20 protein-coding genes and 1 riboswitch are annotated in these 22,710 nt (G+C 73.2%); of the genes, 3 read left to right on the top strand and 17 right to left on the bottom strand.

What is annotated here, in order from left to right; genetic code table 11:
• Positions 1–38 precede the first annotated feature (38 nt).
• The 15 genes from B7P34_RS07370 to ribD all read right to left on the bottom strand — a co-directional run bounded on the left by B7P34_RS07370 (position 39) and on the right by ribD (position 13,912).
• Positions 39–731 carry a DUF5995 family protein gene (locus B7P34_RS07370; RefSeq protein WP_106674998.1) on the bottom strand — a complete coding sequence of 231 codons (693 nt, stop codon included), beginning with the start codon at positions 729–731 and terminating at the stop codon, positions 39–41.
• On the bottom strand, positions 728–1,570 hold the full coding sequence (locus B7P34_RS07375; RefSeq protein ID WP_106674999.1) for a polysaccharide deacetylase family protein: 843 nt from the start codon (positions 1,568–1,570) through the stop codon (positions 728–730). The genes B7P34_RS07370 and B7P34_RS07375 overlap by 4 nt, the downstream gene beginning before the upstream one ends.
• Entirely contained in the window at positions 1,567–3,975 is a 2,409-nt protein-coding gene (locus B7P34_RS07380; protein ID WP_146166760.1) for a tetratricopeptide repeat protein, read from the bottom strand. The genes B7P34_RS07375 and B7P34_RS07380 overlap by 4 nt, the downstream gene beginning before the upstream one ends.
• Positions 3,972–4,880, bottom strand: a complete 909-nt coding sequence (locus B7P34_RS07385; protein ID WP_106675000.1) for a serine protease — start codon at positions 4,878–4,880, stop codon at positions 3,972–3,974. The genes B7P34_RS07380 and B7P34_RS07385 overlap by 4 nt, the downstream gene beginning before the upstream one ends.
• A gap of 10 nt (positions 4,881–4,890) precedes the next feature.
• Entirely contained in the window at positions 4,891–5,196 is a 306-nt protein-coding gene (locus B7P34_RS07390; protein ID WP_106675067.1) for a CU044_2847 family protein, read from the bottom strand.
• A gap of 119 nt (positions 5,197–5,315) precedes the next feature.
• Entirely contained in the window at positions 5,316–6,419 is a 1,104-nt protein-coding gene (locus B7P34_RS07395) for a hemolysin family protein (RefSeq protein ID WP_106675001.1), read from the bottom strand.
• Positions 6,416–7,753: a hemolysin family protein gene (locus B7P34_RS07400; RefSeq protein ID WP_189382553.1), complete on the bottom strand. Its 1,338-nt coding sequence runs from the start codon at positions 7,751–7,753 to the stop codon at positions 6,416–6,418. The genes B7P34_RS07395 and B7P34_RS07400 overlap by 4 nt, the downstream gene beginning before the upstream one ends.
• 206 nt (positions 7,754–7,959) lie before the next feature.
• A complete protein-coding gene (locus B7P34_RS07405) occupies positions 7,960–8,424 on the bottom strand; it encodes a PH domain-containing protein (protein WP_223267596.1) in 465 nt (154 codons plus the stop codon).
• Positions 8,425–8,465: 41 nt separating this feature from the next.
• Positions 8,466–9,314, bottom strand: a complete 849-nt coding sequence (hisG, locus tag B7P34_RS07410) for an ATP phosphoribosyltransferase (RefSeq protein ID WP_106675002.1) — start codon at positions 9,312–9,314, stop codon at positions 8,466–8,468.
• A 75-nt stretch (positions 9,315–9,389) separates the two neighbouring features.
• Positions 9,390–9,659, bottom strand: a complete 270-nt coding sequence (locus tag B7P34_RS07415) for a phosphoribosyl-ATP diphosphatase (RefSeq protein ID WP_106675003.1) — start codon at positions 9,657–9,659, stop codon at positions 9,390–9,392.
• A 34-nt stretch (positions 9,660–9,693) separates the two neighbouring features.
• Positions 9,694–10,179, bottom strand: coding sequence for a 6,7-dimethyl-8-ribityllumazine synthase (gene ribH, locus B7P34_RS07420; RefSeq protein WP_106675004.1), 486 nt, complete (start codon positions 10,177–10,179; stop codon positions 9,694–9,696).
• A gap of 46 nt (positions 10,180–10,225) precedes the next feature.
• Positions 10,226–11,539, bottom strand: a complete 1,314-nt coding sequence (locus tag B7P34_RS07425) for a bifunctional 3,4-dihydroxy-2-butanone-4-phosphate synthase/GTP cyclohydrolase II (RefSeq protein WP_106675005.1) — start codon at positions 11,537–11,539, stop codon at positions 10,226–10,228.
• Entirely contained in the window at positions 11,536–12,186 is a 651-nt protein-coding gene (locus tag B7P34_RS07430) for a nicotinamide mononucleotide transporter family protein (RefSeq protein ID WP_106675006.1), read from the bottom strand. The genes B7P34_RS07425 and B7P34_RS07430 overlap by 4 nt, the downstream gene beginning before the upstream one ends.
• Complete coding sequence (locus B7P34_RS07435) at positions 12,183–12,800, bottom strand: riboflavin synthase (protein WP_106675007.1); 618 nt, start codon at positions 12,798–12,800, stop codon at positions 12,183–12,185. The genes B7P34_RS07430 and B7P34_RS07435 overlap by 4 nt, the downstream gene beginning before the upstream one ends.
• A 2-nt stretch (positions 12,801–12,802) precedes the next feature.
• A complete protein-coding gene (gene ribD, locus B7P34_RS07440; RefSeq protein ID WP_106675008.1) occupies positions 12,803–13,912 on the bottom strand; it encodes a bifunctional diaminohydroxyphosphoribosylaminopyrimidine deaminase/5-amino-6-(5-phosphoribosylamino)uracil reductase RibD in 1,110 nt (369 codons plus the stop codon).
• A 165-nt stretch (positions 13,913–14,077) separates the two neighbouring features.
• Positions 14,078–14,208, bottom strand: a riboswitch (FMN riboswitch).
• A gap of 342 nt (positions 14,209–14,550) precedes the next feature.
• On the opposite strand from ribD, the gene B7P34_RS07445 reads away from it, so the two are divergent.
• Positions 14,551–16,944, top strand: a complete 2,394-nt coding sequence (locus B7P34_RS07445) for a chitinase C-terminal domain-containing protein (protein ID WP_223267597.1) — start codon at positions 14,551–14,553, stop codon at positions 16,942–16,944.
• 74 nt (positions 16,945–17,018) lie between these two features.
• The gene (locus B7P34_RS07450; RefSeq protein ID WP_106675010.1) at positions 17,019–18,236 is read left to right on the top strand and encodes an MFS transporter; all 1,218 of its coding nucleotides are present in this window, start codon (positions 17,019–17,021) and stop codon (positions 18,234–18,236) included.
• Positions 18,237–18,422: 186 nt separating this feature from the next.
• On the opposite strand, the gene B7P34_RS37340 is transcribed toward B7P34_RS07450, so the two are convergent.
• Positions 18,423–18,869: a hypothetical protein gene (locus B7P34_RS37340; RefSeq protein WP_106675011.1), complete on the bottom strand. Its 447-nt coding sequence runs from the start codon at positions 18,867–18,869 to the stop codon at positions 18,423–18,425.
• 221 nt (positions 18,870–19,090) lie between these two features.
• Between B7P34_RS37340 and B7P34_RS07460 the strand changes: the two genes are divergently transcribed.
• Complete coding sequence (locus B7P34_RS07460; RefSeq protein ID WP_106675012.1) at positions 19,091–20,488, top strand: uracil-xanthine permease family protein; 1,398 nt, start codon at positions 19,091–19,093, stop codon at positions 20,486–20,488.
• A 153-nt stretch (positions 20,489–20,641) separates the two neighbouring features.
• On the opposite strand, the gene B7P34_RS07465 is transcribed toward B7P34_RS07460, so the two are convergent.
• Positions 20,642–22,555, bottom strand: a complete 1,914-nt coding sequence (locus B7P34_RS07465) for an AAA family ATPase (protein WP_223267598.1) — start codon at positions 22,553–22,555, stop codon at positions 20,642–20,644.
• Positions 22,556–22,710 lie beyond the last annotated feature (155 nt).

The raw sequence follows: 22,710 nt of genomic DNA on the forward strand, positions 1-22,710 counted from the left end.
ACCCCTGACCGAGGCCCCCGGCCCCCCAGCCGGGGGCCTCACCCCAGCGGCGTGAGCAGGCAGCGCCCCACCAGCCCGATGCTCGCGTCGATCCGCTCGGTCAGCTCATCGGCCACGTCGGGCAGCCCGCGCACCGCCCACAGCGCGCGGAAGGACGCCCACGCCCCGCGCCGCGCCGCCTGCAGGGACCACGAACCCACCAGGTGCGTCAGCGGATCGGCGACGTCCAGCAGATCCGGCCCGGGCATGAGCTCCTCGCGGATCCGCTCCTCCATGGCGACCAGCAGGCCGCCCACCCGGTCGAAGTCCGCCTCCAGTGCGTACGGCTGGAGGCGCAGCGCCCGGCACGTGTCGACGAGGGCCAGCGCGAGGTCGTGCCCGATGTGGGCGTTGATGCCCGCGAGCGCGAACTGCAGCGGCCGGACGGCCGGATGGCCGCGCAGCTGGAACAGCGGCCGCCAGCACGCCGGCGGCCGGCGGCCCGCCGCCACGTGGTCGACGGCGGCCAGATAGCGCGCCGCGAACCGCACGACGAGCTCCGTGGCCGCCGCGCCCTCCAGGAACCCACCGGCCTCCGCCTGCTCCGCGACCCGCTGCGTGACCGTCAGATACACGCGGTTGAAGACATGCACCCCGTCCCGCGGGGGGAGCGCTCCGTCCAGCATCCGCATCTGCGCCAGCACGTCCTCGATCCCGGCCGGCGCCGCGGGCTTCGCCCAAGTCAGCGTCATGCACACAGAGTGACATGTGAATACGCAGAGTAGGGGACCGGGTGCGGTAGTTGACCGGAACGGATGAACGGGCACGGCCTCCCGGCATATGCCCTCCCGGCGTACGCGCGCAGGTCAGCGAAGCCGTACCCCCGCGCCCGCGCACCCTCGACGATCCGCGGAAGCGCGAGCGCGTCGAGCACGGGACCGCCGTCGTCGCTCCCCACGTGCATCTGGATGACGGCCCCCGGCCGCAGCGCGTCCAGAGCCCGCCGGACGGCCTCGTCGACGGTCATGCCGCGCGAAGCGCCGAGATAGCCCTTGGTGTCCGCCGTGAACTCGAGGTCCGCGAAGCCCATCGAGTTGACCAGCGCGATCTTCTCCGGAGGCGCCTCGCTGTACGGGAAGCGGAAGAACGGCAGCGGCTCCGTGTGCGCCGCCACGCGGATCGCCCGGTCCGCCCGGAGCACCTCCGCCGCCGCCTCCCCGGGGCCCAGCCGCTCGAAGTGCGGGTGGCTGTACGAATGGTTCCCCAGCCCGAACCCCTGCGCGGCCAGCGCCCGCACCGCCTCCGGATGCCGCTCGGCGAACTCCCCGGTAGGAAAGAACGCCGCCGGCACCCCCTCCCGCCGCAGCACCTCCACCACGTCCGCGATTCCTGCCTCGTCCCACGCCGCGTTGAACGTCAGCGCGACGACGGGGCGTTCGGCCGGCAGGAGCCTGACCTCTTTGCCGAAGAGGTCCGAGACGGGGGAGGGGGTGGCGGCGCGGGAGGGGAGAGGGGCGAGGGCGAACGCCAGGAGCAACGTGATGAGCAGCGCCCTGAAGGAGACGGAAGAGGATCCGGTGAGTGGTCTCATGCCCCGTCAACGCCGCGGGGGCGGTCGGCGGCACGTTCGGCCGCGCGGCGGAACAGCGTGACGGCCTCGTCCGTACGACCGAGTTGTTCGAGGCAGTGGGCTTCGTCCTTGAGGCTGGCAAGGACGTCCGGATGGTCCGGGCCGAGGGCCTCCTCGCGGCCGCGCGCCACCTGCCGGTACGAGGCCAGCGCCTCTTCCCACCGGCCCAGCCAGCCCAGGGCCACGGCGATCTCCCGCCGGCTCACGAGCGTGTCGGGGTGGCCCGGACCGAGGGCGCGCTCCCGGACGGCACACACCGCACGCGCCTCGGCCAGCGCCTCCTCCCACCGGCCCAGCCGCCCCAGATTGACGCCGAGGCCGTGCCGCGCCCGTAAGGTCTCCGGATCCTCAGGGCCATGGACGCGCGTCCGGTCCTCGACGAGGGCGTGGTAGACCTCGAGTGCCTGCGCGCTCCTCCCCAGGCGACCGAGGCAGACGCCCACCTCGTAGCGGGTGGCCAGCGTCTCGGGGTGATCGGGACCCAGCGCCCGGACGCGGGCGCCGGCCACGTCGCGGTACGTCGCCAAGGCCTCTTCCCACCTGCCGAGCTGACCGAGCGCGTAGGCGATCTCGTACAGCGTGGCCAGAGTGTCGGGATGCTCGGCGCCGAGCCTGCGGGACCGGGCCTCGGCCACCTCGCACGCCATGCGGTACGCCTCCTCCCAGCGTCCCAACTGGCCGAGGTTGAACGCGAGGTTGTGCCGGCAGCGCAGTGTGTCCGGGTGCTCCGCGCCCATCGTGCGCTCCCGGGCGCCGAGCACCTCGGTGTACACCTGGAAGGCCTCGAAGTGCCGCCCCAGCCGGCCTAAGAGGAACGCCATCTCCTGCCGGGCGGCGAGGCTGTCGGCGTGTTCGGGGCCGAGAACCCGGGCGCGGGCGCCGGCGACCTGCCCGAAGATCCCCAGCGCGTCGGCGTGACGATCAAGCTTGGAGAGGGCGAAGGCGATCTCGTAGCGGCTGGCGAGCGTGTCGGGGTGGTCCGGGCCGAGCCGCGTTTCGCGGGTTGCCGCGACCTGCCGGTGCGTGCCGAGTGCCGAGCTCCACTCTCCCTGTTCCCCGAGATGGAGCGCGAATTCGTGACTTTCCTCAAGGAGAGCGAGCAACTCCTGTGAGGCGACGGCGGGATGCTGCGGCGTGCTCAGTGCCCGGGAAGCCACATCCGGCGACATGAGCTCCTCGCGAGGGTGCCACTCGTCGCCGACGGCCGTGCGCACCAGGGTGAGCTGGGATCCGTAGCCGATCGGGACGCCACCGGTGCCCTGCATGCGGCGGCACGCCTTCAACGCCCCCTTCAGCAGCCGGGCGGTGGGATGCTCCGCCCCGACACCGGCCGTGGCGATCCGGTCCACCGCGTGGAGGGCGTCCGCGGCCCGCTCAAGCTGGGCGGGCGACTCCACGGCCCTCGCCAGGTCGAGTTCGGCGCACGCGTGGTTCGTCAGCGCGGTGATGGTGAGGGGGTGGCGGTCGCCGAAGCAGTCCGAGGCCCGCAGCGCCGCCTCTTCCAGCGCCCGGACCGCACTCTGCAACCGCGGTGGATTCTCCGTGCGCCGCGCCGTCTCGAACTCCGCGCAGGACAGGTTGATCACGGCGGTCACGGTCTGCGGGTGGCGGGCGCCCAGCTCGGCGGCGGCCCGGGCCGCGACGGTGGCCAGCACGTCGGTGACCTGCACCATGTGTTCGTGGGCGTTCAGCGACCGCGCCCATTCGAACTCCACTGCCGCCCGGAGGACGAGCGCCGAAATCTCCGCGGAACGCTGCGACTCCGGCGCGCCGCGCCGCTCCCGGTCGGCTTCGCGCAGGTCTTCGGCCACTTGGCTGAGCTGCACGGGGTCGTTGCTCCAGCGGGCGAGCGCCAGGTCGACGGAGCTGAGCAGGCGGCGCACCTCGTGGTCGCCACCCCCGTCGAGCGCGAGCCGCGCGAGCCCGGTGATCCGTCCGGCCTCCTCGAAGTCACCGGCGCGCGCGTGGACGGCGGCCAGGTCGGCCAGCGTCTCGGTCCGTACGGGCTGCTCGGCATCGAGCCCCTCCGCTGTCTCCAGGGCCCGGCGTGCCTCCTCCCATTCGCCCAGATCGACCATTCTCGCCGCCAGTTTGTTCAGGACCGCTGCCTTGGCGGAGCTGTCGAGGGCCGGAGTGGTCGCAGCGGCGTGGGAAGCGGTGCGCAGGATCTCCAGGGCCTTCTTGCTCCACCCCAGCACACGGAGAAGCGTCGCCAGATAACAGATGTCCTCGAAGACGCCGGGGCGCTCCGTGGCCAGTGCGCTGCGCGCGGCAATGTCGGACACTATGAGCGACCCGGTCGCAGGGGGGCCGCCGGTCACTGCCGCCTCCGCCCGCCCGATCATCTCCCGCAGCGCATCCGTCATGCCCCCTCACCCCCCAACGCCAGATCGATGACGTTCTTCGCGACGTGCACCTGCAGCCCGGCGACCTGCGCAGGGTCGATGAGACCCCGCTCCGACCACTCCTTGAGCGCGCTCAGCAGCGCCTCGCCCTTGGCGACCGCCGCATCGACGGAGACGGGCCCGGACGCCGCTTCGGGCGCTGGAACATCGCTCACCGGAACCACGACCGGCGGCGGAACCCCCACCCCTCTCGTAGCGGACTGCTCCTCGTGCCTTCCCGCTCGTTCCGCGGTGCTCGCAGGCGGTTCCAGAGCCTTCAGCAGGTGGTCCGTCCGGAAGTGGGGGAAGCGGCTCATCACCTCCCTGAGGGGCACGGCGAACAGCACGTTCGCCGCACGCTCGGGAGCCTGCCGGTCCGGATACTGCTCGATCAGGAGGCCGAGCAGCGCCGGCCCGCGGTCGTACGTGTTCTCCCGCTCGACCGGCCCGCCCGAGTATCCCGAGTAGTCGCCCAGGGCCTGTTCCGCCACGAGTTGCATGGCCTGGATGCGCCCTCCGCCCACACACGTGTAGTCCACGGCGTCCGCATCCACATGACCACCGAGGTGGGGGTCGCTCAGGGACGGGCGGTGCAGCCCGCGCCACCGGTCGCCGCGGCGGGGGAGGTCTCCCACGGGCAGGGCCAGCGGCACCAGCTCCGGTTCGAGGACCTCGATCAGGGCGAGATCGGCCTCTTCGACGCGCCGGCAGACCCGTCCCCCGACCGCGGTGCCGTCGCCGAGACGCACGCTGATGCTTTCCTCGTCAGGTGTCAGGTACCGCAGGCAGTGATTCGCCGTCAGCACGAAGCACCGCGTGAGCAGGAGCCCCGCCCCCAAGGACCTGCCCGCCTGGTACAGGTCGACCGCGTAGCCGGATCCGGGCACCGCGGGCCCCTCAGGCGCGTTCCACCGTCAGCGTCACTTCGAAGGACGCCTCCGCGGAGGCCTTCGAGAGGATCACCCCGGCTTCGGCCGCGAGCGTCACCCCGAAGGTGACCTGCAGGCTGCCGACCCGCCATCCGTCGTGCTCCGGGATCCGCGCGAGGGCGGCCTGTGCGATCGAGGACGCCGAGGTGATCGCCTGCTCCAGTTCTTCGGAACGCTCCTCCAGAGAGGCGGTGCGGCGGGTCCGGCTGCTGATCTGCCGGGACCCCTGCGCGTCGAGCTCCACGGTCTCCACACGGACCAGCGGTTCGGACATGGCGGGCTCCCCCGATTCCTCCATGAGCTTCACCGGCCGTGATGGGGCGGCGCGTTCAGCCTAGCCACGCGAGGCTCGCGCGGCAGGGGAATCGGGGGAGTACCCGGGCCGGGGCCCGCTCAGCTCGCCAGCACCTCCGTGCGCTCGTGGGAGCCGCGGGGGTCCGCCACGCGCGAGGGCTGGGCGGCCGGGACTTCCCGGTGCGCCGGATCCCGCACCTCGCCCACCAGTTTCTCCAGTACGTCCTCCAGCGCCACCAGGCCCAGCAGCCGGCCCGACGCGTCCGTGACCGCGGCCAGATGGGCGGCGGCGCGGCGCATGACGGTCAGGGCGTCGTCCAGGGGCAGTTCGGCGCGTACGGTCTCGACCCGGCGCCAGACCCGCTGGGGCACCGCGCGCTCGCGGTCCTCCAGGTCCAGGACGTCCTTGACGTGCAGGTAGCCCATGACCGCGCCGCCCGCCGCGCACACCGGGAAGCGGGAGTAGCCGGTCCGTACCGTCAGCTCCTCGATCTGCCGGGGGGTGACGGACGGGTCGACGGTGACCAGGGACGCCGGGTCGAGGAGGACGTCGGTGACCGGGCGGCTGCCCAGTTCCAGCGCGTCTTCCAGGCGCTCCTGCTCGGCCCGTTCCAGCAGGCCCGCCTGGCGCGAGTCCGCCACCAGGTGCGTCAGCTGCTCGCTGGTGAACACGGCCTCCACCTCGTCCTTGGGCTCGACGCGGAAGAGCCGCAGCACGCTGTGCGCGCACGCGCCCAGCAGCCGCGTGACCGGCCGGCAGACCCGTGCGAACGCCACCAGCCCCGGCCCCAGCCACAGCGCCGCCCGGTCGGGCGCCGACATGGCCAGGTTCTTCGGGACCATCTCGCCGATCACCAGGTGCAGGAAGACCACGACCGCGAGCGCGATCACGTACCCCAGCGGGTGGATCAGCCCCACGGGCATCCGCACCGCCTCGAACACCGGCTCCAGCAGCGCCGCCACCGTCGGCTCGGCGACCGCGCCGAGCGTCAGCGAGCAGACCGTGATGCCGAACTGGGCGGCGGCCATCATCTGCGGCAGGTTCTCCAGGCCGGTCAGGACCGTACGGGCCCGCCCGGAGCCCTCGGCCGCCTTCGGCTCGATCTGGCTGCGGCGCACGGACACCAGCGCGAACTCGGCGCCCACGAAGAAGCCGTTGGCGAGCACCAGCAGCGCCGCGAAGAGGAGTTGCAGCACGCTCATCGCGCCTCACCCCTGACCGTGAGGGCGCGCGCGAAGCGCACCCGCTCGGCCCGGTGGTGGGCGACCCGGCGCACCGAGATCCGCCACCCGGGCAGCTCGGCGGTGTCGCCCGCCGCCGGGATGCGGCCCAGCAGGTCCGCGACGAGACCGGCGACGGTCTCGTACGGCCCGTCCGGCGCCTCCAGGCCTATGCGGCGCAGCGCGTCGACCCGGCAGCCGCCGTCGGCCTCCCACGCGGCCCGCCCGTCCTCGCAGGCCACGGGGGCCAGTCCGGGCCGGTCGGCGTCCTCGGCGTCGTGCTCGTCGCGGACCTCGCCGACGAGCTCCTCGACGATGTCCTCCAGGGTCACCACGCCCGCCGTGCCGCCGTACTCGTCGACGACCACGGCTATCGGCTGCTCGCTGCGCAGCTGCTCCAGCAGCGGCTGCACCGGCAGCGTCTCCGGCACGAGCACCGGGGGGACGGAGATCCGCCCGACCGGCGTGCGCAGCCGCTCGCCGGACGGGACCGCCAGGGCGGCCTTGAGGTGGACCATGCCGACGATGTCGTCCAGACGCTCCCGGTAGACCGGGAAGCGCGAGAGCCCCGTGGCACGGGTGAGGTTGAGGACGTCCTCGGCGGTCGCCGAGGACTGCAGCGCGCTGACCTTCACGCGGGGCGTCATCACGTGCTGCGCGGTGAGGTCGCCGAGGGAGAGGGTGCGGACGAACAGGTCCGCGGTGTCCTGTTCCAGGGCGCCGGCGCGCGCCGAGTGCCGGGCCAGGGAGACGAGTTCGCCGGGGGTGCGGGCGGACGCCAGCTCCTCGGCGGGCTCGACGCCGAGCGCCCGGACGAGCCGGTTGGCGACCGCGTTCAGCAGGGTGATCACGGGCCGGAAGAGGTGGGCGAAGGCGTGCTGCGGGCCGGCGACGAACCGCGCGACCTGCAGGGGCCGGGAGACCGCCCAGTTCTTGGGCACCAGCTCCCCGATGACCATCTGCACCGCGGACGCCACCAGCATGCCGGTCACGACCGCCGCGCCGGGCGCGGCGCCGGCGGGCAGGCCGGTGGCGGCCAGCGGCCCGGTGAGCAGCCGGCCCAGAGCCGGCTCGGCCAGCATGCCGACGACCAAGGAGGTGATGGTGATGCCGAGTTGGGTCCCGGAGAGCTGGAAGGAGAGCTCGCGCAGGGAGGCGACGACGGTGCGGGCCCGGCGGTCGCCGCCGGCCGCGGCCCGCTCGGCCTCCGGCTTCTCGACGGTCACCAGGCCGAACTCGGCGGCGACGAAGAAGCCGTTCGCCAGGATGAGGAGGAGTGCTGCCGCGAGCAGCAGCAGGGACACGGTGATGCTCATGCCGCCGCCTCCACGAGGTGGGCGGCGGCGCGGGTACTACAGGACGATCCGTCCATTGCCGGAGGGAGTCACTCCTCGGGTCGCAGGTGTCCCGCTGGCCGTGCGCGTGCCACGGCCGGTTCCTCGTGCGGGACGGGGCACGTGTGTGCCCGTGGCACCAGAGTAATCAAGGAACCGCCTCCACCGCCGGGCCTGCCTGCCGCCGGTCAGGTGGTGGAGCGCCCCGTGCCGTGCTCCTCCACCAGGGCCCGCAGCGCCCGGGCGTGGGCGATGGCCTGCTCCTTGGCGATGCCGGGCTGGATGCCCATGGCCGGCAGGGTCGTGCCGTCGGCCAGGTCGAGCTGGACCCAGGCGTCGCCCGGGCGCAGCGTGACCCGGACGACCTGGGCCCACGCGAGCCGCCGCTTGGTGGTCAGGTTCACCACCGTCACCCCGTCCTGCTCGGCGACCACCTTGGGCCGGCTGAGCAGGCCGAGGAACGCGAAGACGAGCAGGCCGGTGCCGATGAAGGAGGCCCGGTCCCCGGCCGTCGCCGAGTCGAGCAGGAAGGACACCGCCGTGAGGACGACGAGCAGGGCGGAGCCCAGGCTCATCAGCACGACCCGGGTGCGGGTCGGGCGGAAGGTGACCGGGAGCGCGGGCGGGCCGGACGGGGTTACGGGCGTGGACACGTCGCTGGTGGCTCTCGCTGGGTGGTGACGGGCCGGGCCGGTCAGAGGCGGCAGGCGTGGATGTTGGTGGTGAGGATGGCGCGGGCACCCAGCTCGTACAGCTCGTCCATGATGCGCTGGGCGTCGCTGGACGGGACCATCGAACGGACCGCGACCCAGCCCTCGTGGTGCAGCGGGGAGACGGTCGGCGACTCCAGGCCGGGGGTGAGGGCGACGGCGCGCTCCACGTGCTCGACGCGGATGTCGTAGTCCATCATCACGTAGCGGCGGGCGACGAGGACGCCCTGCATGCGGCGGAGGAACTGCTGGACCTTGGGGTCGTCGGCCGGGGCGCCGGAGCGGCGGATGACGACGGCCTCGGACTTCAGGATCGGCTCGCCGATGATCTCCAGACCGGCGTTGCGCAGGGTGGTGCCGGTCTCCACGACGTCCGCGATGATCTCGGCGACGCCGAGCTGGATGGCCGTCTCGACGGCGCCGTCGAGGTGGACGACGGCGGCGTCCACGCCGTTGTCGGCGAGGTGCTTGGTGACCAGGCCGGCGAAGGACGTGGCCACCGTCATGCCGCCGAACTCGCTGACGTCCTTGGCCGTGCCCGGCCGGGTGGCGTAGCGGAAGGTGGACCCGGCGAAGCCGAGCTGCATGATCTCCTCGGCCTGCGAGCCCGAGTCCAGCAGCAGGTCACGGCCGGTGATGCCGATGTCGAGCTTGCCGGAGCCCACGTAGACGGCGATGTCGCGGGGGCGGAGGAAGAAGAACTCGACGTCGTTGGCCGAGTCGACCAGCACGAGTTCCCTGCGGTCCTTGCGCTGGCGGTAGCCGGCCTCATGGAGCATCGCCGACGCAGGCTCGGAGAGAGAACCCTTGTTGGGAACGGCGATGCGCAGCATGAGGTCGGTTTCCTTCGTGCGTTGAGGACGGTGCGGGGGGTGAAGCGGGGTGGTGCGGTACTGCGGTGGTGCTGATCAGAGGTGGGCGTAGACGTCGTCCAGGGAGATCCCGCGGGCGACCATCATCACCTGAACGTGGTACAGCAGCTGGGAGATCTCCTCGGCGGTGGCGTCGGCGCCCTCGTACTCGGCGGCCATCCACACCTCGGCGGCCTCCTCGACCACCTTCTTGCCGATGGCATGGACGCCCTTGCCCACCAGCTCGGCGGTGCGGGAGACGGCGGGATCGCCGGTGGCCTTCTGCTGGAGCTCGGCGAAGAGCTCCTCGAACGTCTTCTTGGACATGGTGCGTCCTACCCTACGGGGTCCGCCCCCGCCGTCAGTGCCAGGGCTCGGACACCGAGCGCAGGAGCACCGCCGTCGCGACCGCGGCGGTCACGGCCTCGTGGCCCTTGTCCTCGTTCGAACCCTCCAGGCCGGCCCGGTCCAGGGCCTGCGCGTCGTCGTCGCACGTGAGGACGCCGAAGCCCACCGGGACCCCGGTGTCCACGGCCACCTGGGTGAGGCCCTGGGTGACGCCCTGGCACACGTAGTCGAAGTGGGGCGTGCCGCCGCGGATCACGACGCCGAGCGCGACGATCGCGTGGTAGCCGCGGCCCGCGAGGACCTTGGCGGCGACCGGCAGCTCCCAGCTGCCGGGCACGCGCAGCAGCGTGGGCTCGTCGATGCCGAGGTCGTGCAGCGCGCGCAGGGCGCCGTCGACCAGGCCGTCCATGACCTTCTCGTGCCACTGCGCGGCGATCACGGCCACCCGCAGGTCCTGGCAGTTCTTCACACTCAGCTCGGGGGCGCCCTTGCCGCTCACGTTCTCGTCTCCTCGGTCGGTGTGGGGTGATCGTCCGGTGCGGCGATCACTGGTTGCCGCAGGCGGACACGGGCTCGCCGTCCAGCCAGGGCAGGTCGTGGCCCATGCGGTCCCGCTTCGTGCGCAGGTACCGCAGATTGTGCTCCCCGGCCTGGACGGGCACGGGCTCCCGGCCGGTGACGGTCAGCCCGTGGCGGGTCAGGGCCGCGCTCTTGTCGGGGTTGTTGGTCATCAGGCGCAGCGAGCGGACCCCCAGGTCGGCGAGGATCTCCGCGCCCGCCGCGTAGTCCCGGCCGTCCGCGGGCAGGCCCAGCTCCAGGTTGGCGTCCAGCGTGTCGCGGCCGTCCTCCTGCAGCTCGTAGGCGCGCAGCTTGGGCAGCAGGCCGATGCCGCGGCCCTCGTGCCCGCGCAGGTAGAGGACGACTCCGCCCTCGGCGGCGATGCGCTCCATGGACGCCTGCAGCTGCGGGCCGCAGTCGCAGCGCAGCGAGCCGAACACGTCGCCCGTGAGGCACTCGGAGTGCACGCGCACCAGCACGTCCTCGCCGTCGCCGAGGTCACCGGCCACCAGCGCGATGTGCTCGACGCCGTCGACCGCCGAACGGTAGCCGTGGGCGCGGAAGTCGCCGAACGCGGTGGGCAGCCGCGTCACGGCCTCGCGGCGCACGGTGGGCACCTCGGGGGCCTCGGGCTCCGCGGGGGCCACCGCCTCCGCGGCGCGGCGGTGGGCGATCAGGTCCTCGATGGAGATGATCGCGAGGCCGTGCTTGCGGGCGAACGGGACCAGCTCCGGCAGCCGCAGCATCGCGCCGTCCTCGCCGGCGATCTCCACGATCGCGGCGGCGGGCCGCAGGCCGGCCATCCGGGCCAGGTCGACGCCGGCCTCGGTGTGGCCGTTGCGGACCAGCACGCCGCCGGGCTTGGCGCGCAGCGGGAAGACGTGCCCGGGACGGACGAAGTCGCCCGGGACGGCGGCCGGGTCGGCGAGCAGCCGGATCGTGGTGGCCCGGTCCGCGGCGGAGATGCCCGTGTCCGTGCCGTGCGCGCGGGAGGCGTCGACCGAGACGGTGAACGCGGTGCGCATCGACTCGGTGTTGTCCGCGACCATCTGCGGCAGGCCGAGCCGCTCGACATCCGCCTCTTCCAGCGGTACGCAGATCAGCCCGCGGCACTCGCTCATCATGAAGGCGACGAGCTCGGTGGTGACCTTCTCCGCGGCGACGACGAGGTCGCCCTCGTTCTCGCGGTCCTCGTCGTCCACGACGACGACGGGCCGGCCGGCGGCGATGTCGGCGACGGCGCGCTCGATCGGGTCGAGGACGAGCTCGCCGACCGGGGCGAAGGTGTCGAGAATGGTCATGCTGCTGCTCCTTCCAGGGCGGCGGTGCTCATGCGCGAGCGCAGCCACCAGTCGCGCATGCCCCACAGGACGAGGGCGAGGTAGAAGACGTAGACGAGGCCGGAGAAGGCGAGGCCGCTGCTGAAGGCGAGCGGGACGCCCACGACGTCGACCAGCAGCCAGGCCACCCAGAACTCGATCAGCCCGCGGGCCTGGGCCACCATCGCGGCGAGCGTGCCGACGAAGATGTACGCGTCCGGCCAGGGGTTCCAGGACAGCTCCGGCACGGCCGTGAACAGGCCGCCCACGGCAAGGGTGCCGAGCGCCGTGCCGGCCAGCAGAGCCGCGCGCTCGCGCCAGGTGGCGAAGCGGACGGCGATGGAGCCGTCCTGCGCGTCCTGCCGGCCGCGGTGCCACTGCCGCCAGCCCCACACGGCCACGCCGATGACGAGGAGCTGCTTGCCGACCCCGCCGCTGAGGTGCGCCGAGGCGTACGCGGCGACGAGGATGACGCCCGAGAGGAACTGCACGGGCCAGGTCCATATGGAGCGCCGCCAGCCGAGGGCGAGGGCGGCGAGCCCGATGCTGTTGCCGATCAGGTCGGACCAGATGACGTGCTGCCCGAAGACGCTGAACGCCTCGGCGGTGAGCCAGTTCAGGGCGCTCATGCGACGGGACCCCCGGCCGCGCCGGCGCCGCCGCCGAGCAGCCGCTCGACGTACTTCGCGAGGACGTCCACCTCCAGGTTGACGAGGTCGCCGGGCTGCTTGATGCCGAGCGTCGTCAGTTCGAGGGTGGTGGGGATGAGGCTGACGGTGAAGAAGTCGTCCCCGGCCTCGACCACGGTGAGGCTGATGCCGTCGACGGTGATGGAGCCCTTGTCGACGACGTAGCGTGCGAGCTCCGCCGGCAGGCCGATCTTCACGATCTCCCAGTGCTCGCCGGGGACCCGCTCCAGCACCGTGCCCGTGCCGTCGACGTGGCCCTGGACGAGGTGGCCGCCGAGGCGCCCGCCGAGCGCCATGGGCCGTTCGAGGTTGACGCGCGAGCCCGGGACGAGGGCGCCGAGGCTGGAGCGCTTGAGGGACTCGGCCATCACGTCGGCGGTGAACTCGCCGTCGGCGGTCGTGACGACGGTGAGGCAGACGCCGTTGACGGCGATCGAGTCGCCGTGCTTGGCGCCCTCGGTGACGATCGGGCCGCGGAGCCGGAACAGGGAGCTGTCGCCGAGGTTCTCGACGGAGACGACCTCGCCCAGTTCTTCGACGATTCCGGTGAACACTGTCAGTTCTCCTCAGGGGCGGTGGCGGAAGCGGTGGGGACTGCGGTGATCCGCAGGTCGGGCCCGAGCCGGGCGACGTCGGTCACCTCGAGGCGCAGGGCCGCGGCGATGGTGCCGACGCCGGCGTCGCCGAGGGCGGCCGGCCCGGCACCGAGCAGAGCGGGAGCGAGATAGCCGACGACGCGGTCGACGGCTCCGGCCGCGAGGAACGAGCCGGCGAGGGCGGGGCCGCCTTCGAGCAGGACGGAGCGGACGCCGCGCCCGTACAGCTCGGCGAGCAGGGCGTCGATGTCGAGTCCGGTCCTCGTACGGGGCAGGCGGACGACGTCCACGCCCGGCAGATGGCCGGTGTCCGCGTCCTTGCCGGTGGCGATGAGGGTGGGCGCCGCGTCGTCGAGGACCCGGGCGCCGGGCCGCACGGAGGCGTGGGTGTCGACGACGACGCGCAGCGGCTGCACGGCCCCGTCGTGGCCCCGTACGGCGAGGTGCGGGTCGTCGGCGCGCAGGGTGCCGGAGCCGACCACGACCGCGTCTGCCTCGGCGCGCAGCCGGTGGACGTCGGCGCGGGAGGCGGCCGAGGTGATCCAGCGGCTGGTGCCGTCGGCGGCCGCGCTGCGCCCGTCGAGCGTGGCGGCGTACTTCCACAGCACGAAGGGGCGCCCGAGGCGGACCGAAGTGAGCCAGGCGGCGTTGCCGGCGGCGGCCTCGTCGGCGAGGAGGCCGCCCTCGGTGGTCACACCGGCGGCGGCCAGGGTGGCCGCGCCGCCGGTGGCGGTGTCCGTGGGGTCGGCGACGGCGTAGACGACGCGCGCGATGCCGGCGTCGATCAGGGCCTGGGCGCAGGGGCCCGTGCGACCGGTGTGGTTGCAGGGTTCGAGGGTGACGACGGCGGTGCCGCCGCGCACGTCGTGGCCCGCGGCGGAGGCCGCGGCGAGGGCTTCGACCTCGGCGTGCGGCCCGCCGGCCCGGCGGTGCCGGCCCTCGCCGAGGGGGGTGCCTTCGGGGCTGAGGATCACGCAGCCGACGACGGGATTGGGGCTCGTCGCGCCAAGGGCGCGAGCGGCGAGCGCGATGGCGCGTCGCATCGCGTCTGCTTCGGTCGCGGTGGCCACCGGGTCCTCCTGCCTCTTCGGGCACGGACTCCGGGGCTGTCGTACGGGACGACGAAGAAGCGGGTACACCACAGCGGGGGACACCACGGCCCCTGATAGGGCCGTACGGGAGGGGGCGCCCATTGAGGGGGCCGCCACCTGCGACGGTGTGCCGATGCGTGCCCGCCGCGCACTGCCTCCCATCCGGACTTTAACCGTCGGTCCAGGAATTTCACCTGGTCAACCGGCCGCCGGCTGCGGTCGGGTCGCGGACTGTAACCGCCGGTTCGGAATTTCACCGACCCCGGAGTGCGCTGCGTTTCGTAATGTCAGGTCATGCTACATGCGGCCGGCCGGCGGCTTCTCAAAACCGCTGGTCGACGGGACGAGCGTACGCCGGGCGGCGGCGCGGTGTCCACGGCGATGTGACGTACCGGACCCGGGCCGGGGCAAGGCTTGCGGAGCGGTTGCTGCGGACCTCTGGAGTCCGGTTTCCCTCCTTGGTCCGTACCTATTGACGCACTGGTCTAGTCCTCTTAACCTCTGGCACACCTCCGAGGAGTACGGCCCGCCGGTGGGCGCACACCGGCGGGCCACAGCACGGCGCTCACCCCCCGCTCGCCCGGCCCCGCCGGGCACCCCACCTGGAGGACCTGATCGTGTTGTTCCGAGAGAACCGAGAGAGAAGGGCCCGGGAGCCGCGGTCCCGGGAGAGGTCCTGTACCGGCTCCCGCGCCCGCCGCGGGATCACCCTCGCCGCCGCCGGCACCGCCCTGGCCGGGCTGCTGATCGGCACCGTCACGGTGGCCGCCTCGCACGCCGAGGACAACGCCGGCTGCCGCCCCGACGGCCTCTACGCCACCCCCGGCACCGACGTCCCCTACTGCTCGGTCTACGACTCCGCCGGCCGCGAGAAGATGGGCCCCGGCCACCAGCGCCGCGTCATCGGCTACTTCACCGGCTGGCGCACCGGCAAGGACGGCACCCCCGCCTACCTCGTCCCCGACATCCCCTGGGACAAGGTCACCCACCTCAACTACGCCTTCGCGCACGTCGGCCCCGACGACAAGATCTCCGTCGGGGCCGACGGCCCGGACAACCCCGCGACGGGCATGACCTGGCCCGGCACCGCAGGCGCCGAGATGGACCCGGCCCTGCCGTACAAGGGCCACTTCAACCTCCTGACCAAGTACAAGAAGCAGCACCCGGACGTGAAGACCCTCATCTCCGTGGGCGGCTGGGCCGAGACCGGCGGCTACCTCGACGAGAACGGCAAGCGCGTCGATTCCGGGGGCTTCTACAAGACGGCCACGAACGCCGACGGCTCGGTCAACCAGGCCGGGATCGACACCTTCGCGGAATCGACGGTCGCGTTCCTCAGGACCTACGGATTCAACGGCGTCGACATCGACTACGAGTACCCGACGTCGATGAAGGACGCCGGAAACCCCAAGGACTGGGCCCTCGCCAACGCCCGCCGCGGCGGACTCAACAAGGGCTACGCGGCCCTCATGAAAACGCTCCGGGAAAAGCTCGACCGGGCCGGGGCGGCCGACGGGAAGCATTACCTCCTCTCCGTCGCCGCGCCTTCCTCCGGATATCTGCTGCGCGGCATGGAGACGTACCGGGCCACGCAGTACCTGGACTACGTGAACGTGATGTCGTACGACCTGCACGGCGCCTGGAACGAATTCGTCGGGCCCAACGCCGCGCTCTACGACGACGGAAAGGACGCCGAACTCGCCAAATGGGGCGTCTACACCACTCCCCAGTACGGCGGCACCGGCTACCTCAACGGCGACTGGGCGTACCACTACTTCCGCGGCGCCCTGCCCCCCGGCCGCATCAACCTCGGCCTGCCCTACTACACGCGCGGCTGGAAGAACGTCACCGGCGGCACGAACGGCCTGTGGGGCACCGCCAAGACCACCTCGTGCCCGGCCGGGTCCGGCCTCACCACCTGCGGCGACGGCGCCGTCGGCATCGACAACCTCTGGCACGACAAGGACGACGACGGCAAGGAGTCCCCGGCCGGCTCCAACCCGATGTGGCACGCGAAGAACCTGGAGAAGGGCGTCGTCGGGGACTACGCCGCGAAGTACGGCTTCCCGGCCGGCACCAGGCTGACCGGCACCTACGCCCGCAACTACGACGCCACGCTCACCGCGCCGTGGCTCTGGAACGCCGAGAAGAAGGTCTTCCTCTCCACCGAGGACGAGCAGTCGGTCAAGGCCAAGGCCCAGTACGTCGTCGACAAGGGCCTCGGCGGCACCATGATCTGGGAACTCGCCGGCGACTACGGCTGGAACGCGGCCAAGGGCCAGTACGAGCCCGGCTCCACGCTCACCACCGCGATGGACGACGCGTTCAAGGCGGCGCCCGCCTACGGGGCCCGGCGCGCGACGACCGAGCTGCCCGCCCAGGCCCTTGACGTGGACATCAGCCTCACGAACTTCCCGCTCGGCGACAGCAACTACCCGATCAACCCGAAGATCCACATCACGAACCGGACCAAGGCCACCCTCCCCGGCGGCACGGAGTTCCAGTTCGACTACGGCAACTCCGCACCCGGAAACGCCAAGGACCAGTCGGGCTGGGGCCTCAGGGTCATCCGCAGCGACCACACCGCCGGCAACAACATCGGCGGCCTCAAGGGCGACTACAACCGGGTCTCCGTGCAGCTCCCGGCCTCCCAGCCGCTCGCCCCCGGCGCCTCGGCGGACCTCGACTACGTCTACTACCTGCCCGCGGCCACCCCCTCGAACTGGAGCGTGACCTTCGGCGGGAAGACGTACGCCCTCGCCGGCGACCTGGCCCGCGGCACCACCGTCGTCGACCCCGGCGGCACCACCCCCACTCCGACGGGCACGCCGACCGGCAAACCCACCGGCGGCACGTGCACCGCACCGCAGTGGGACAAGGCGGCCGTCTACAACGGCGGAGCCGCCGTCTCCTGGAAGTCCCGCTCCTGGAAGGCCAAGTGGTGGACCCAGGGCGACGAGCCCGGCACCACCGGCGAATGGGGGGTGTGGCAGGACCAGGGCGCCTGCTGAACCCCCGGGCCGCAGGGCCGCCGGGCCCGCGCGGGGTCGACCCGCGCGGGCCCCTTCCGGAAGGATGGGAGCCCATGGGAGCCGGAGAGCGGGACACGGGCCGCACCGCCGACGGCGGGCTGCGCCGCGCACGGTTCGCCGTGGCCGCGGTGTTCGCCGTGCACGGCGCGGTCACCGGCGGCTTCGCCACCCGCATCCCCTGGATCCAGAGCCACTTGGACCTCGGCTCCGGGGCGCTGGGCCTCGCGCTCGTCCTCCCCGCCGTCGGCTCCTCGTGCGCCATGCCGCTCGCGGGCCGCATCAGCCACCGCCTCGGCTCCCGGGCGGCGCTCCGCCTGCTCATCGTGCTGTGGTGCGCCTCCGTGGCGCTGCCCGCCCTGGCGCCGGGGCTGCCCGCGCTCTGCGGGGCGCTCGCCGTCTACGGCGCGACGTCCGGCATGGCGGACGTCGCCATGAACGCGCTCGGCGTGGAGACCGAGGAGCGGCTGGGCCGCTCGATCATGTCGGGCCTGCACGGGATGTGGAGCGCGGGCACGCTCGTGGGGTCGGCCGCCGGCACGGCCGCCGCGCACGCGGACCTCGACGCCCGGATCCACCTGGGCGCCGCGGCCGCCGTGCTGGCCGCGCTGGGCGCGGCGGCCTGCCACCGGGTCCTCGACCTGCGCGCCGCCGGCGACGAGCGCCCGCCGCCCCGGTTCGCGCTGCCGCCGCGCGCGGCGCTGGTCATCGGCGTCGTGGGCTTCTGCGCGGTCTTCGCCGAGGGCGCGAGCCTGGACTGGTCGGCGGTCTACCTCCGGGACGTCGCCGGCTCCGATCCGGGCGCGGCCGCGGCCTGCACCACGGCCTTCACGTGCACGATGGCCCTCGCCCGGTTCGCGGGCGACCCGGCCGTGCGGCGCTTCGGGCCCGTGCGGACCGTGCGCGCGAGCGGGGTGCTGGCCGCGGCCGGCGGGCTGCTGGTGGTCACGGCGCAGGGCGCGCCGTCCGTCATCGCCGGTTTCGCCCTCATCGGCGTGGGCGTCGCCGTCGTCGTCCCGCTGGCCTTCGCCGCGGCGGGGCGCAGCGGCCCGGCGCCGAGCCAGGCCATCGCGGGCGTCGCGACGATCACCTACACCTCGGGGCTCGTCGCCCCGGCGGCCATCGGCCAGATCGCGGAGGCCAGTTCGCTCGTCACGTCGTTCGGCCTGGTGACGGTCCTGGCGGTGGGGCTGGTGGCGGGGGCGGGCGTCCTGCGCGCCCCGCAGCGAACGGCCGTCCCGGCGAAGCTGCGGGAGCCGTCGCAGACGGAGTGAGGCCGGGCAGCGCCCGGGCGCCACGGTGATGCGTCACGACGGCGAGGGTCCGGCGGAACACGCGGTCGTCCGGGCCGGTGCGTTCCTCGCGGTCCGCCCGGAGGGCGGAACGCCGGACGGGCCGGGCGGCGGACCACGAGGGTCCGTCGCCACAGCCCGTGGCGTGGTGGTGCTGTGCCGGTGCGGTTAGAGGATGCCGCCGAGGAGACCCCAGCCGCCGCCCCAGCCGCCCCAGCCACCGTGGTGGCCGCCCCAGCCGCAGCTGCGGTGGCAGTCGTCCCAGCCGCCGCCGCGGCCCCAGCCGCCGCCCCAGCCGCCGCCCCAGCCCCAGCTGTCCCAGCCCCAGCCGCAGTCGTCGTCGCAGTCGCGGTGGTGGCCCCAGCCGCCGCCGTGGTGGTCGTGGCCCCGGCCGTGGTGGTCGCGGCCGTGGTCGCAGTCTCGGTCTCGGTCGCGGCCGTGGTCGCGGCCGTGGTCGCGGTCGCGCCCGTGGTCATCGTCGTCGCGGTCGTGGTCGTGGTCCCAGGTCTGGACCGCCGGCGAGGCCGGGGCGGCCTGCGCCACCCCTGCGGCCGGGACGATGGCGACTGCGGCGATGATGGCAGCGGCCGCTGCGCGGCCGGCGAGCTTACGCATATGTGTCTCCTGAGTTGCAGGAATCGGACAATGAGACCGATACCGTGCGTTGAGCGGAGAACAGCATGGGAAGCCGGTCATACAGTCCTACGGGCGACTGATTGCGCCGGTTGCAGCAAACCCCCGCGACGGCGGACGGGCCGGGGTGGGCAGGAGCACCGTCCGGCCCGGCTTAGCATGAACCGGATCATCACCCCCCACACAACCTTTCGGGAGCTTCCATGGGCCTCGGCGTGCGCTGGACCCTGCACGGTGACGGGCGCACCCCCGCCCCTGGAGCCGTCGTCCGGCCCGACGAGCGGCTCTCGTGGCCGCGCACCGCCGGCCTCGGCGCACAGCACGTGGTCGCGATGTTCGGCGCCTCGTTCGTCGCCCCGGTCCTCATGGGCCTGGACCCGAACCTCGCGATCATGATGTCGGGCGTCGCCACGATCCTGTTCCTCCTCGCGACCCGCGGCCGGGTGCCCAGCTATCTGGGGTGCAGCCTCTCCTTCGTCGGCGTCGCCGCGATCATCCGGGCGCAGGGCGGCGGCAGCGCGGCCGTCACCGGCGCGATCTTCGTGGTCGGCGTGGCGCTCCTGCTGAGCGGCCTGGTCGTGCAGAAGTTCGGGGCGCGCATCATCCACGCGGCGATGCCGCCGGTGGTCACCGGCGCCGTGGTCATGCTGATCGGCTTCAACCTGGCCCCGGTGACGGCCCGGACGTACTGGCCGCAGGACCAGTGGACGGCGCTGCTGACGATGCTCTTCACCGGCCTCGCCGTGGTGTGCCTGCGCGGCTTCTGGTCGCGCGTCGCGATCTTCCTCGGCCTGGTCTTCGGCTACGGGATCTCGTGGCTCTTCGACCGCCTGTTCGGCAAGATCCACTCGGTGAACGGCGGCCCGGAGGCCACAGACCACTGGCGCCTGGACCTGTCCGGCGTCTCCAAGGCCGACTGGATCGGCCTGCCGTCGCTGCACGCGCCGAGCTTCGGCTGGTCAGCCGCGCTGGTGGCGCTGCCCGTCGTCATCGCGCTGATCGCCGAGAACGCGGGCCACGTCAAGGCCGTCGGCGAGATGACCGGCGACCGGCTGGACGACCAGCTGGGCACGGCGATCTCCGCGGACGGCTTCGCGACCATGCTCTCCACCGCCGTCGGCGGCCCCGCCAACACCACGTACTCCGAGAACATCGGCGTCATGGCGGCCACCCGCGTCTACTCCACCGCCGCCTACTGGGCCGCGGCCGGCTTCGCCCTCCTCTTCGGCGTCTGCCCGAAGTTCGGTGCCGTCGTCGCCGCGATCCCCGGCGGTGTGCTCGGCGGCATCACCGTCATCCTCTACGGCATGATCGGCCTGCTCGGCGCGCAGATCTGGGTCCACAACAAGGTCGACCTGCGCAACCCGCTGAACCTCGTGCCCGTCGCGGCCGGCGTCATCATCGGCATCGGCGGCGTCAGCCTGAAGATCAGCGCCAACTTCGAGCTCAGCGGCATCGCCCTGGGCACGATCGTCGTCCTCTCCGGCTACCACGTCCTGCGCGCGCTGGCTCCCGCCCACCTCAAGGCCCAGGAACCGCTCCTGGACGAGGGCACGAGCAGCTACGACTCCGCTGTCGCGGGGGAGAAGGACGCCGGATAAGGCGGTTCCGGCACCGCCGGTCTGCGCCGTCGTGGTTCCTCGCCGCTGCGGCGGCGGAAAAGTGCCGGCCGCGACGGCAACAGGACTGCCCCGCCGCCACGGCGGCTCGCCCCCACGGTGAGAGTCCGGCGGAATCGGAGGCGGCCGCCGGCGTCACGTGGCGGACGGATCCTGCGGGTCGCGGGACCCGTCCCGCCGCGCGCCCCAGCCCGGCCCCGACAGCACCTCCCCGTAGGCCTGCATCAGGTCCGGCAGGCGCAGCGTGGCCAGGTCGTCGCGCGTGGGGGTGCCGGGATAGCCCGACAGCCGCAGATCGCGGTAGGCGCAGCTCTTCTCGTACAGGGTGCGCAGGAAGCGGCCGTTGCCCAGCTCGTCGATCCAGCCCTGCGTGACCACGTGGGAGCTGATGCTGCGCAGCTCCTCCAGGGCCTCCTCGTCCCAGCTGTCGCCGTTCTCCGCGGCCAGCACCTCGCCGATGCTGGTGAGTTCGGCCGGGCGGTAGCTGGGAAAGTCGACGCGGGTGGTGAAGCGGGAGCCGAGGCCGGGGTTGGTGGCCAGCAGCCGGTCCATGCCCTCGGGGTAGCCGGCGAGGATCACCACCAGGCGGTCGCGGTTGTCCTCGGCGCGCTTGAGGAGCACCTGCAGCGCTTCGTCGCCGTAGGCGTCGCCCTTGGTGTAGCCGGAGTTGGAGAGGCTGTAGGCCTCGTCCACGAAGAGCACCCCGCCGAGCGCGGAGTCGATCAGCTCGTTGGCCTTGACCGCGGTCTGGCCCAGGAACTCGCCGACGAGGTCGGCGCGCTGGGCCTCCACCAGGTGGTCCCCGCCGAGCAGCCCCAGGGCGTAGAAGACCCGGCCGAGGATCCGGGCGACGGTGGTCTTGCCGGTGCCCGAGGGGCCGGAGAAGACGAAGTGCCGTTTGGGGGGCTGCACGGGCAGGCCCTGGACGGCCCGCAGCCGAGCCATGTGCAGCTGCGCGGAGAGCGCCCGCACCTGTCGTTTGACCGGTTCGAGGCCGACCATCCGCTCCAGCTCGGCGAGGGCCTTGGCGAGCAGGACGGGGTCGGAGGGGCCGGCCACGGCCTTCCCGGTGGGCTGGGCGGGGACACGGATCTTGCGGCGCGCGTCGTCGGGCCCGGTGCCCGGCTGCGCGGTGCTGGCGGGCTCCGGGTCCGTGCCGGTGAGCACGTCGCGGCCGTCGAGGACGTCCGGGGCGTCGGCCGCCGCGTCGGCGGAGACGGCGGGCGGGGGAGGGGCGGCCGGCTCCTCGCCGGGTCCGCCCAGCGGCACCGGCGACAGGCCCAGCTCCTGGTCCAGGCCGTCCCCGTCGGCGATGGCGGTGAGCCGTGCCGAGGTGTCCATGAACGCCGGGTCGACGCGGTGCACGGCGCGGTACAGGGGGAGCGCGGCGGCGCTGCGGCCGGTGCCCTCGTGAGCGCGCGCGAGCCAGTAGCGCAGCTCCTTGCGCTGGGGCTGCTCGCTGCGGCAGCGCATCAGCGCGGCGGCCAGCAGCGGCTCGGCCTGCCCGTACATCTCCAGCCGCACCCGGGCCATGCCGCCGAACAGACCGGCCTCGATGCCGAGCAGCGGATCGTCCAGCAGCGGCTCGGTGTGCCGCAGCAGCTGCTCCCAGTCCTTGACGAGGTAGGCGCGGCAGGCGTGCAGGAAGCGGGCCTGGGGGTCGGTCTCGACGGGCGGGCAGCCGGCCAGCGCGCGGTCCAGCTCGGGCACGTGCCGGCCGTCGAGCCAGTGCGAGGCGTGCGCGAGGAGCAGGTCGCGGCCGGTCTCCAGCACGGGCTGGACCCACCAGCCGAGCCAGTACCAGGAATTGAGGGTGCGCCGGTGGCGCGTGCGCTGCTCGCCGAAGCGGTCCCGGTGGCGGAACATGCGCAGCAGTGCGGTCGTGGTGTCGGCGCGCAGCGCGTGCAGGCCCAGCCAGGCGTCGGCCATGCCGGGATCCGCCCGGACCGCGGCCCGGAACTCCTCCTCGGCCTGTGCGTACGCGCCCATGGTGTAGGCGTCGACGGCGCGCAGCCAGGCGAGATCGGCCGGGGCGGGTGGGCCCTGCATGCCGAAATCCATCACGTCCCCCACAAACCGTGCCCCCGTAGCGTGCTGCCCGGCGAGTGCCGGGCACGCCTTGCCGAACCGCTGTGCTGTGGACGGGAGTTGACCAGTGTGTGCCAGTGCACCCGCCGATTAGGTGCACCGAGTCGCATCGTACC

Source organism: Streptosporangium nondiastaticum (assembly GCF_003011965.1).
In the GTDB taxonomy this organism is placed as follows: domain Bacteria; phylum Actinomycetota; class Actinomycetes; order Streptomycetales; family Streptomycetaceae; genus Streptomyces; species Streptomyces nondiastaticus.

Coding starts and splice junctions, on each gene's coding strand:
- B7P34_RS07380 (WP_146166760.1), bottom strand. CDS start 3,975: ATGACGGATGCGCTGCGGGAGATGATCGGGCGGGCGGAGGCGGCAGTG.
- B7P34_RS07465 (WP_223267598.1), bottom strand. CDS start 22,555: ATGCAGGGCCCACCCGCCCCGGCCGATCTCGCCTGGCTGCGCGCCGTC.
- B7P34_RS07460 (WP_106675012.1), top strand. CDS start 19,091: ATGGGCCTCGGCGTGCGCTGGACCCTGCACGGTGACGGGCGCACCCCC.
- B7P34_RS07450 (WP_106675010.1), top strand. CDS start 17,019: ATGGGAGCCGGAGAGCGGGACACGGGCCGCACCGCCGACGGCGGGCTG.
- B7P34_RS07425 (WP_106675005.1), bottom strand. CDS start 11,539: ATGACCATTCTCGACACCTTCGCCCCGGTCGGCGAGCTCGTCCTCGAC.
- B7P34_RS07415 (WP_106675003.1), bottom strand. CDS start 9,659: ATGTCCAAGAAGACGTTCGAGGAGCTCTTCGCCGAGCTCCAGCAGAAG.
- B7P34_RS07370 (WP_106674998.1), bottom strand. CDS start 731: ATGACGCTGACTTGGGCGAAGCCCGCGGCGCCGGCCGGGATCGAGGAC.
- B7P34_RS07430 (WP_106675006.1), bottom strand. CDS start 12,186: ATGAGCGCCCTGAACTGGCTCACCGCCGAGGCGTTCAGCGTCTTCGGG.
- B7P34_RS07395 (WP_106675001.1), bottom strand. CDS start 6,419: ATGAGCGTGCTGCAACTCCTCTTCGCGGCGCTGCTGGTGCTCGCCAAC.
- B7P34_RS07400 (WP_189382553.1), bottom strand. CDS start 7,753: ATGAGCATCACCGTGTCCCTGCTGCTGCTCGCGGCAGCACTCCTCCTC.
- B7P34_RS07375 (WP_106674999.1), bottom strand. CDS start 1,570: ATGAGACCACTCACCGGATCCTCTTCCGTCTCCTTCAGGGCGCTGCTC.
- hisG (WP_106675002.1), bottom strand. CDS start 9,314: ATGCTGCGCATCGCCGTTCCCAACAAGGGTTCTCTCTCCGAGCCTGCG.
- B7P34_RS37340 (WP_106675011.1), bottom strand. CDS start 18,869: ATGCGTAAGCTCGCCGGCCGCGCAGCGGCCGCTGCCATCATCGCCGCA.
- B7P34_RS07390 (WP_106675067.1), bottom strand. CDS start 5,196: ATGTCCGAACCGCTGGTCCGTGTGGAGACCGTGGAGCTCGACGCGCAG.